Raw genomic sequence first — 262 nt, 5'->3', positions numbered from 1 at the left:
AAGTCGTCGTTCAGGTTCATGCGGCCATACTCGATATGAAGCCGCTTGTCGAACAGATCGTGCGACAGCGTGAATTTCACGAGGTCCGTGCTTTCGGTTTCCACCGGAAAGGGCGTGAAGGCGGAGCCGGTCTGAAACAGGTAGGTCTTCGTGTTGTGCGAAGGCCGGTTCAACGACTCCGTGAAGTTGAGCTGCGTGTCGGGAATGCCGATCAGCTTGTCGAGATCCACGTTGGCCTTCATGAACAGCGCGCCATAGTTCG

1 protein-coding gene is annotated in these 262 nt (G+C 56.1%); it reads right to left on the bottom strand.

Annotated elements, in window-relative coordinates; translation table 11 throughout:
• Positions 1–262 (bottom strand): carbohydrate porin (locus SB724_RS20665; protein ID WP_410572798.1); only part of this gene is annotated, 262 nt, incomplete at both ends.

Source organism: Bacillus sp. SIMBA_031 (assembly GCF_046535225.1).
In the GTDB taxonomy this organism is placed as follows: domain Bacteria; phylum Bacillota; class Bacilli; order Bacillales; family Bacillaceae; genus Bacillus; species Bacillus velezensis.
Note: the sequence above shows the minus strand (reverse complement) of the source record. Positions and strands in the feature narration are given on the sequence as shown.